The sequence below is a fragment of the Ruegeria sp. AB8 genome (assembly GCF_056542605.1).
Genome location: NZ_JBQGAB010000007.1, coordinates 207339 through 217755, shown reverse-complemented (window position 1 = coordinate 217755; position 10417 = coordinate 207339). Strand labels below are relative to the sequence as shown.

The following is a 10417-nucleotide window of genomic DNA, read 5'->3' as shown; positions in this document are numbered from 1 at the left end:
TCTCATCTCCACTCCTTGGCGGTTACGATGAGCCAGAAACCCTCTCTTATCAAATCTACTTAAACTGTCCCATTGGTGCTGACGTCAGACAAGATTAGATCAAACAAACCTTTTCGGCCAGTTCATCAATCAGTACGCGTTGGTTTTCACTGTAATCAACAGGAAGATCGATCAGATGGACGCCATCAGCTGCAAACGCTTTCTCAAAGGTCAGTACCAGATCCTCAGTTCGCTCTACCCGGTGGCCTGTCGCACCATAGCTTCTGGCATATTCCACAAAATCAGGGTTTTTGAACTCCAGCCCCCAATCTTCAAACCCGGCTTGAGACTGCTTCCAGCGGATCATCCCGTACGAGTTGTCGTTCAACACGGCCACAACCAGATTGAGCCCTAGTCGAACAGCGGTCTCGATCTCCTGACTATTCATCATAAAGCCGCCGTCGCCACATATCGCCATAACGCGACGGTCTGGATAAAGTTTGGCCGCCATCATGGCGGAGGGAAGGCCGGCTCCCATCGTGGCCAGTGCGTTATCCAGCAGGACTGTGTTGGGCTGGTAGGCCTGATAATTTCGCGCGTACCATATTTTATAGATGCCATTGTCCAACGCGATGATATCGCAATCCCGCATAACTTTGCGCGTATCGGCCACAAAACGCTGCGGGATTACTGGGAAACGCGGATCATCTGCACCTGCCGAGATGTGCATGTCGGTTTCCTGTTTGACCCGCTCGAAGTAGCTGCGGTCAAACTCCAAGGGACCGTCAAGCTTCTTTCCCAGCCGTTCAATAGATTGAGCCAGATCGCCAACAACCTCGACCTGTGGGAAATAGACTTGGTCGACCTGCGCGGCCTTGTAGTTCACATGGATAACCTTGGTTCCGCCTTCTTTCATGAAGAAAGGAGGCTTTTCCACCACGTCGTGACCCACATTGATAATCAGATCTGCCCGTTCGATCGCGCAATGTAAGTAGTCCCCATCGGATAACGCTGCCGTTCCCAAAAACAGATCGGACCGTTCGTCCACCACGCCTTTGCCCATCTGCGTGACAAAGAAAGGAATCTGCGTGTCATTTACAAACTGACTGAGCGCACTGCGGGCGTGTTTCCGGTTGGCACCTGCCCCCAATAGCAGCAAGGGCATTTTGGCTGAGCGGATCATCTCGGCTGCCTCATTCAGAACCGTGTCACCTGCCACGGCATAGTAACGCGGATGAGGTTGCAGGACTGGTTCGGTGGTATCTTCGGCTGCTATATCCTCAGGAAGTTCCAGCAGAACCGCACCGGGTCGCTCCTCTTGCGCGACGCGAAACGCTTCGCGGATTAACGAGGGGATGGTGTTGCCGTGCACAATCTGCTTGGACATCTTGCAGATCGGATCAAACAGACCCACCACATCGATGATCTGAAACTGCCCCTGTTTCGATTTCTTGATCGGTTTTTGGCCCGTTATCATAACCAGAGGCATCCCGCCCAAATGCGCATAAGCTGCGGGTGTGGCAAAGTTTGTGGCACCGGGACCAAGTGTTGCCATGCAAACCCCCGCCTTGCCCGTCAAACGCCCATACGTTGCCGCCATGAATGCCGCCCCCTGTTCGTGACGGGTCAGGACAAGTTCAATCTTGGACGTCCTCAAGGACTCCAACACATCCAGGTTTTCCTCACCCGGGACGGCAAAAACATACTCAACGCCCTCCGCCTCGAGCGCTTCGACCAGCAAATCCGAGGCTTTGGTGAACGACGACGCAGTTTGATATAAAGGGGACATGTTCCCTCCTAAAATCACATTGGGCCGGTCGGTTTGGCTCCACATGCACATGAGTTGTCAGTAATTCAAATAGGATGCGGAAAATTCTGTTTTCAGTGGTTTGCAACCACCGATGCTTGAATTAACGCACCACCATCGAATTTCACCTGCTTTAATTCAATACAGCACGCGCGAAGGATAGCTTCAACAGCAGTACCGGTGTAAAGTAGGCACTGCAAAATGAATTCGAACAAGTATCCGCGCGGCCAATGAAATAGCATTATTTGAAGCGGCCCAAAAAAATTGGACAGTCGGCTCAGATGTGTCCCGAACCTTTGAGGGGATCGCCTTTCCTACATGTCTGCTAAACGGACTTTCCAACTGTTCGCTGCGGAGCGGTATTGCGAGACGATTTGAATGACCGCTCTGCCTACAAAGCGGCAAAGCGCGCAGTTGTTGCACCGGCTTGCACCTGAACTCTTAAGCTAACACCTGGCCGAACCTGTAAAACCAGTATCGGACAGTTTCATGGCTAACATTGATGCCTCGCTCTTGCAGCAAATCCTGCACATTCCGCAAAGAAAGCGAAAATTGGATGTACGAGATCACCGCAAGACGGATGATTTCGGGGCTGGTTTTGAAGTATTTGAACGAGGCAGGTTTGGTCATGGACAAAAGCTACGCAACCGCCCTGCCCCGCTCAAGCAAAGTACTTCTGACAAGGCCTCCTGCCGTCCTTCTTTGCTCTCTCTTCTAACGAGAGCACGCAGTAATTTGATCTGTAAAGAGAAAGACTTTGCAGAGCGGTGCGGAACAGAAAAACAGGAATCTGAAGCGGTATCAGAACTATCTGATCTGACAAGGCCGATGGACGAAGGTTTGGAAAGCCCGCGGCCCGCCTAAATCCAAGTTCGCCCTACAAGGCCATCCTTCATTCTAATAAAATCAATACCGCAGTTAAGCTGAAAAAAATGTAGAAAATCTAACCGCAACCCAAGGCTTCCTTGACATAGTTGCCTATTGTCTCACTTTAATTTGGCTCACTAAGTGAGGGACCGCTCCAAAAAGAACACACACCGTTAAACTTGGATCAACGAATTACGTGAACCGAACACTTGGCGTGATGCACGACTCTGTTCGCAGTGGAACCTAGAAATATGTCCTCAAAACCAGGCTTGTGCGAGGCCAAGACGATGCAATCCGCGTCGCTCTCATTTGCGAAATCGACAATAGCCCTGCCCGCATGCCCAGAGATAAGCCGAGTTTCCGCGCATGGAATTTCAGCAGCTGTCTGATGCAAGTTCTCAAGGATCTCATGCCGCGTATTTGCAAGCACTTCGCTTGGAATCTGGGACCCCACATACGCGGGGATAGGCTCTTGGACGTGCACAACAGTAAATACAGCGTCCGCATCAGCCAATTGGTGTGCGGCCTCAAACGATGCTTGGGTGTCGTGCTCTTGGTCCAGTGCAACCGGGATCAGGATGTTCTTGTACATTTGACCTCCTATCTACTTCTCTGATGATTTCAATCTGGTTTAGTCGGCAGCAGGAAATCTAAACCGGCTCAGACTTTGAAGATTTCCCTGCGCTCTTTGTAGCGGCTGCAACATCATCAACTGTTTGCTCAACAGCTTCAGCCTCGGTTTCAGCGACATATGCTGCACAACGGGCCACGGTTTCGAACCATTCCTGCGCGTCAGCAACCAATCGCTCCGTCGAGTGGCGCTGCCATTCCGCCATACTCTGAAGGGCTTTCGACGGTTCCGACGAGTTAGCGTAAGACACTTCACGCGCAGCTTGCAGGGCCGTTCGGACCGCCTCATGTCGCCGCTCGAACCAATGCTGCGCAAAGGCCTCTGTTTCCTCAAGCATTTTTTCTTGCGCGTCCCAGAATTGTTCGATTTGGGCACCGAAGGCCGGATTGCCAGACATGGGCGGCTGCACATTCTTGAAAACGTCCACAAGTGAAGCCGGGTAATTTGACTTGGACTTCTTTGTCGACATCGAAAATTCCTCCTCATTCCCTGATTGACCTATTGTGCCACTTGCGGTGGGCATCCGCCTTAATACAGATCAATATCTCTTATTCTTATGATCCTCGGTTCAGACCGTGTAAGGGTATTCGCATTCGCTCCGACATCAGTTCCTACAAGGCAGGGTCGGAATTTGAGTATTCTAGACAAGAAGTTAACGCTTGGTTTTATGTGCACGTTGCCGTCTTTCTGATTACCCTTGGTGTCCTCATCCTTGCCGGATTGGCGTGCCATCCGCTTGTCTGACCGGGCGCTTGAAAACGGGAGCGCCCCTGAAAGCCGAAGCGGTTTGTATCGTCTTTCTGACAGCGGGTCTTTCGCTATTGCTGGAGGTTTCGTTTCTTTTATCAGGCATGGTTGCAGGCGCAGTTGTCGGAAATCTTGCCCACCATCATGACCGTGCTTTTCATGAGATCGAGCACATTCAATGGCCATTCATCATCCTGTTCTTCCGGTTGGCTGGCGCCACGTTGGATATTGAGGCCTTTGGCTTGATGGGTTGGGCCGGTGCTCTTTTCCTGATCTTGCGCGCCGTGGCACACCTTGTCGGGGGGTTATTGCGGAGCAACCCTACGCCGCGAATGATCCCACCCCTCAGCAGCGCGGATTTTTCTTGCCTGCGGCGCTGCGACGCGGAGCCGGGTCAGGCAATCACGCTAACTAATTATTACTACCACCCTTCGGGGGGCCCGCGTTGCTCTTGTCCCCTCTAGCTAGCTTGCAGCGCGGGCCAACTAGTACCGTTCGTTTTTCTGCTTTACCTGTCTCGCCGCCGCTGATGATGCGCAGCGAGAGTTGAACCTTGACGACCCACAACCGCATAGTTGATTTCGGCGACTGATATGTCAGCAGGACCTTGTGCAAGCAGTTCGCTCGGACTTTTAGTAAGATACCGACATCTACTATGGAATTGCTGACATTGACGCTTCTACTTCCTTCAATCTAGAACAGCACGTCGCCAACTGGTGCGCCGGGGTGGGACCGACTACATCGCTATCAAAATCGGACCTGAAGTACCTCGTTCAAGAGACAGCCGCGGACAGCGAAATCACAACAACGCCGATCAGAAAAAGCCGCATAACGCTGCAACCCTAAACCAAAAAAGTGTTCAACGAGATTGAAGAAAATAGTACGAAATGGCTTCTGAAACAACGCGACCCGAGTGTCGCACACCTCGAACTCCCCGAAAAAAGCGAGTGGACCAGACCGTGAAGCTGATATGCACTGCCAATTACAATCAGATCAAGCATACTACCTGTCACAATTGATAGCTTTGTGATGGGTGGAGCGAGGGGCTGGACGAGGGGGTAAGAGCCAGCCCCTCTCTCACAAGGGGGAATTCCGGAGTGGTAGTAGTGTTCCGTTGAAGACAACTTACCTTGAGCACCCAATCCTCGAAATTGGGGAATTCCCGTAGCATTGCAAAATCTGGCGAAATAGTCTGTTTCCAAAAGGCAAGCAGTAAGTTTCGTAACGAGCAGCGGGCATAATTTTGCCACCATGCAATCCTCTGACCGTGGGTGGCACGCGTTGATTTTTGCGCATTCCGAATATTGCGACCGGTTATGAGCGGGTTGTTGGGTTCGGCGTGCCGCCCCACGAGCCCCAAAAAGCTCGCTGGAGAATTGAATTGCGATTTCTAAATGTCAGAGCACAACCGCATTTTTCATTCCACCGACCCAATTTGAACAACCCGAACAAGTAGCAGTGTGGAGCGGCGCGCCTTGATGAGGGTTTACGATTTCAATGAGGGGTGCGAGTTCGGCGCGTCGCACCATGCCCCAAAAGGTGTACTGAGAGCAGAGGACTATGTCCCCACCAGCCGTTTGCTCAAGCTTTCAGATGTGTAAAATGAACTGCTCCCCTTCGAGTCTGCTAATTTAGGTTAGCTCTGTTCAGGTTTTGGTCTTCCTTTGACCGGTCAGCATATTCGTGTGGCGTCAGGCCCGCGAGGCTAGAAAGAGGTCGGTTGCGATTGTAGTCGGCGCGCAATGCAGCAATCGTGCGACCGGCATGGCGCAGAGACTGGAATAGGTGTTCGTTGAGGCACTCCTCACGCATCCTTCCGTTAAAGCTCTCGACCACGCCGATTTGTATGGGCTTGCCTGGCGCAATGTAGTGCCAATCGACCTTGCGATTTCCTTGCCACTTGCGCATCGCGTTTAAGGTCAGTTCGGTGCCGTTATCTGAGACTACCAGGCAAGGATAGCCACGCAACTCAGCGATCCGATCCAACTCACGGGTGACACGTGCGCCCCCCCAAATGGATGTGTCCACGACGGCAGCCAGGCATTCCCGGCTGTGCACTCTGAGCCTGCCACCTGTACTGGTCCACCGCTATGTTTAGGAAACGGAGGACCATCAATTGCTACTATGCCCGCCCAACCGAGAATGGTTCAATTCGTCTGACGTCCTTTTTTTGAAATCGCACGATCTGTGAGTTTTTTCTCGCTTCAGCTGCGTTCGATTACTATACTAAAGTAGCAATCTGTGAGTGGTTGTGATTTTTAGATTGTTCTGGTCGCTCCTCTACTTGTTAGGTGGAGCGACTAATTCTTTGCTGGATTCCGGGCAGTATCCGTTGATTGGGGCCATTTAGCCAACCCATAAGTGTGCCTTTTGACCTTGTTCTGAGCTAGACAATTCCAAACGTGCCGCAAGAATTTTTGTTAGGTTGAACCAAGACAGTGCCGGCAACTTGATCGCCTGAATGATCGTTGCGCGGGCTGCAATTTGGGTTGAGTATAACATCAAGTCCGTTTGCTTTTATTTGGGCCTACTATCCCCGAGAGTGTGAACTTGACTTGGCAAGCAACGCGGCTTGAGTTCTGTTACTCACTCCAAGTTTTCCAAGTATGTTCGTGACGTGAAATTTTACCGTCACTTCTTTTAGTAGCAGGTCTTGTGCTATCGATTTGTTGGATTGGCCGGATGCAAGCATGTCAAGAATCTGTTGTTCCCGAATTGTCAGGCCATAGTCCTTTGGGAAAGCACCGGGCTGCTTTTGTTGAATGCCTGCTGAGCGCGCGATCGACCTATCTCCGGTTAGTTCATTGATACTGTCGAGCATCAAATCCACTGGCATGGACTTTGGAAAAAAAGCGAGTGCCCCAAGTTCAATGGCTCTGTCAGCAACTTCAGGGGAGGCGACACCGGAAATAATGGCTGTTTTTTGGTCTGGAAAACGTGATTTGAGTCGAACCAGTCCTTCCAGATCGTTCATACCTGGCATCTGATAGTCCAGAATCGCGAGGTCGATGTTTTTGAAGGCAGAAATCACAACATAAGCTTCTTCTGCACTTGAAGCTACCTTTACTTCAAACCCAGCTTTTTCGGCCAGATAGGTGGCCAATGTATCGCGAACCAGTTGATGATCATCGGCAATTAAGATGGTACTCATCAAGTAACGGAATGCCCCCGAGAAAAAACTGTTATGCCACAAGCAACGATCGACCTAGGTTCATTCATTCGCTGTTCGACGCTCGAAGCAGTGACAACGCCACAGTAACATCATGCTTCCAGGGAGGCCAATTCTATGAGTTCAAGAAATTTCCTTAGCATCACTACTGCTGTCGCCTTAGTGTGTTCTTCAACGGTCAGAGCGCAAGACCAAATTCCGTTGACAGTTGTATTTGCCGGAGGAGAACAGAAAAACCTCTCATTGGAAGATCTAGACACAATGAAACAGGTTTCCTTTTCAACTTCAACAATCTGGACAGATGGAGTTAACCAATTCAGCGGTGTTCCGGTTGCCAGCTTGCTTCAATACCTCGATGCCGAAGTTCAACAGCTTAAACTGTCCGCTTTGAATGATTATTCGGTGAAGATACCTGTTGCCGAGCTAGAGGCAGAAGTACCGATTATCGCAACCCGAGTTGACGGATCAACCATGTCGGTTCGCGAAAAAGGACCTTATTGGGTCATGTTTCCATTTGACGATAGGCCCGACTACAAGACTGAGTCGAACTATTCACGTGCAATTTGGCAACTGCAAACAATTGAACTTCTCGAATGAATTACGAAAGTTCCTTGGCTGTCTGGAGAAACTGTTTTGGAGGGTCGAATGATAGGGGGTCTAGCCAGGCTCGTCTTTCCCGCGACTGTTTTGGTTCTTGTGGCAGTCGTAGTTGCCTTGGGAAGAAGCCTTTGGATTGAACAGCGGGCCTTAGCGACTGCCGGCAATGAGAATGCCCAATGGACAGTTCTACAGCTGGATACTGAATTCGCTAATTTGCGATCCGTTTTGCTGGAAGAAGCTTCGCGGTACAGGCCAGACTCTCTGAGAACCGTAATACAAACACAGATCACTTTAAGCCGGATTGATCTTGTAAGCCACGGAATCGCAAGAGACATAATCGAAAGCGATAGCCGTGCATCAGAGTTGCTGGAACAACTAAAAAAGTTCGCCGAGGAGGCTACACGGCTAACTCAAAACTATGATGCACCGGTCAATGTTAGTGAACTCGCCGATTTGGCGTCTCTCTATCAACCGGCAGCACGTGAACTCGCGTTGCTGGGTATTACCATCGGAGCAGAAAGAACGGAGGCTCGTCGGCAAAAGTTTTCATCTGCACTAAGAAACGCTGGTTTGGTCGCTATTTCGGTTGTTTTCGTGTTGGCCGCCGTACTTTTGTTTTTGTACAGATCGTTGCAGATTTCTAGGGAACGCGATCTTGCGCTTCGGGAGACAACTGGCAGATTGGAATCGACGGTTTCCGCTTCTCTCGATGCCATAGTGATCGGCAATGAAAAGGGAGAAATTGTAGAGTTCAATAGCGCTGCGGAGAGAGTATTTGGCTGGAGGAAAGGGGAAGTTCTTGGCAAAAACATCAAGAGCACAATTCTTCCAGGAGCTCATTTTGACCAAAGCGGCAGATTTGATGACAACAAGGGTCCCAACCTGATCTCAGGGCTCACTAAAAGAAATCGGGTTGAGATAGTGGGCACTCGACGCAACGGGGATGAGTTTCCTGCTGAAATCAATGTCACAAGGGTATCGAACGCCGCGGGAGACTTGGTCGCAGTATATCTACGTGATATAAGTGACAGAAAACGTAACGAGCAAGCGCTTTTGGAGGCTAAAGAAAGAGCAGAGCGAACTGATCGCGCAAAATCGCGGTTTTTGGAAGTCATGAGCCATGAGATGCGGACTCCACTAACTGGTATTCTAGGAGTTCTGGACTTACTCAAAACCACAGATCTTACCGAAAGGCAGAACCATTTTTTGGAAGTGGCTGCGGGATCCGGAGAAGTTCTTCTAGAGCAGATTAACGAAGCCCTTGATATTACTAGAATAGAATCCGGCGCTTTGGTTCTCTCACCAGTTTCGTTCAACCCTCACGAAAAGGTATCTCAAGTCGTTGCAGTTCTTGAACCATTGGCTGCCGAGAAGGGGCTGAAGCTGGACTCTGATCTCGACCCAAGCTTGCTTGGTACTTTCATCGCCGACGAAGTACGCTTTGGCCAGATTGTTACAAACCTTGTTGGAAACGCGATCAAGTTCACTTCCACCGGAATTGTCAGTGTCCAGATGAAGTTCGAAGACGCACCGCAGGCTCGAAACTTAGTTTTGACTGTTTCAGATACCGGAGATGGAATTCCTACGGATCAGCTTGAAGAAATATTCGGTGACTACGTGACCCGTGCACCGGTGAAAGGGCGATTATCTAGAGGAGATGGACTCGGACTTTCAATTTCAAGGCGAATTGCAAGGTTAATGGGGGGAGATATCACTGTAGATTCGCATTTGGGGCACGGAAGTCATTTCACTCTCAAGCTTCCTCAGATGAAAGTGGAAGAACAGCCGCAAAACGTGCTTGAAGACGATCATACAGCTTCAAATTTCACCTTGCCCAACACCAAAAAACTAAGCGTCCTTGTCGTCGAAGACAACGTCGTCAACAATTCAGTCTTGTGCGAAATGTTGAATAGCTTGGGCCACAGAGTCCATTCTGCGACCTCTGCGGCCGATGCATACAAACTGGCAACAAGTATGCGGTTTGACGTTATTCTCATGGACGTTGGTCTACCGGACATTGACGGATGCGAACTCACCAAAATGATCAGGAATTCCAAGGGAGTGAATAGATTTTGTCGGATTCATGGTCTGTCTGCTTATAACGAAGAGGCGCTCCTAAAAAAAGCCTTGGCCGTTGGAATGAACGGTTACACGACCAAGCCGATTCGCCTGAGTGATCTCAAGAGAGTCTTGCTGGGGGAGCCCATATATTCAAACACTAGGCAGCCTAGCACTCCTTTAATCGACAGTAACATTCTCCAAGAGCTGGGTGGTACCTTAGGTGCAAAGCAAATGCGAAAAGCTATTTTGGATTTCTTCCAAGAGATGTCAGATTTCTTTTTACAACATGAGAGGATCACCGATTTAAGCGAAAGAAGTGAGCTTTCCTCCCACTTGCATAAGCTAAATGGAGCCGCTGCATTGTTCGGTTTTCGCTCATTGACAAAATCAATCGAGACTACGCGAATAACTGCCACGAAGGCTGATGTGGCCTCTCTAGAGATCGCCCTTGGTAGACTAAAGAAAGACACAAAGGACACTCGCGAACAGGTTGATAGGCTACAGTTTCCACAATCTCTTTAAGTTTCCCAACAACAGTAGGGACCTTGTATGAACT

At 50.0% G+C, this 10417-nt stretch carries 6 protein-coding genes and 2 pseudogenes; 2 read left to right on the top strand and 6 right to left on the bottom strand.

All coding sequences use genetic code 11. The features are described from left to right. Positions 1-94: 94 nt before the first annotated feature. From ACR0CG_RS09740 to ACR0CG_RS09715, 6 genes and pseudogenes are all read right to left on the bottom strand, one after another. On the bottom strand, positions 95-1768 hold the full coding sequence (locus tag ACR0CG_RS09740; protein WP_480524431.1) for an acetolactate synthase large subunit: 1674 nt from the start codon (positions 1766-1768) through the stop codon (positions 95-97). Positions 1769-2230: 462 nt separating this feature from the next. Then, a pseudogene (locus ACR0CG_RS09735) lies at positions 2231-2416 on the bottom strand (IS6 family transposase); the annotation flags it as partial. Between the two features lie 421 nt (positions 2417-2837). Further along, complete coding sequence (locus tag ACR0CG_RS09730; protein WP_480524429.1) at positions 2838-3245, bottom strand: universal stress protein; 408 nt, start codon at positions 3243-3245, stop codon at positions 2838-2840. 58 nt (positions 3246-3303) lie between these two features. Then, positions 3304-3753, bottom strand: coding sequence for a phasin family protein (locus ACR0CG_RS09725; RefSeq protein ID WP_480524428.1), 450 nt, complete (start codon positions 3751-3753; stop codon positions 3304-3306). 1904 nt (positions 3754-5657) lie between these two features. Next, positions 5658-6083: pseudogene (locus ACR0CG_RS09720) on the bottom strand (integrase core domain-containing protein); the annotation flags it as partial. Between the two features lie 478 nt (positions 6084-6561). Further along, positions 6562-7182, bottom strand: coding sequence for a response regulator transcription factor (locus ACR0CG_RS09715; protein WP_170617481.1), 621 nt, complete (start codon positions 7180-7182; stop codon positions 6562-6564). Between the two features lie 135 nt (positions 7183-7317). Here ACR0CG_RS09715 and ACR0CG_RS09710 point away from each other — a divergent pair, with 135 nt between their 5' ends. Beyond that, a complete protein-coding gene (locus ACR0CG_RS09710; protein ID WP_170617483.1) occupies positions 7318-7797 on the top strand; it encodes a molybdopterin-binding protein in 480 nt (159 codons plus the stop codon). Positions 7798-7896: 99 nt separating this feature from the next. Next, the gene (locus ACR0CG_RS09705; RefSeq protein ID WP_480524437.1) at positions 7897-10383 is read left to right on the top strand and encodes a hybrid sensor histidine kinase/response regulator; all 2487 of its coding nucleotides are present in this window, start codon (positions 7897-7899) and stop codon (positions 10381-10383) included. Positions 10384-10417: the final 34 nt, after the last annotated feature.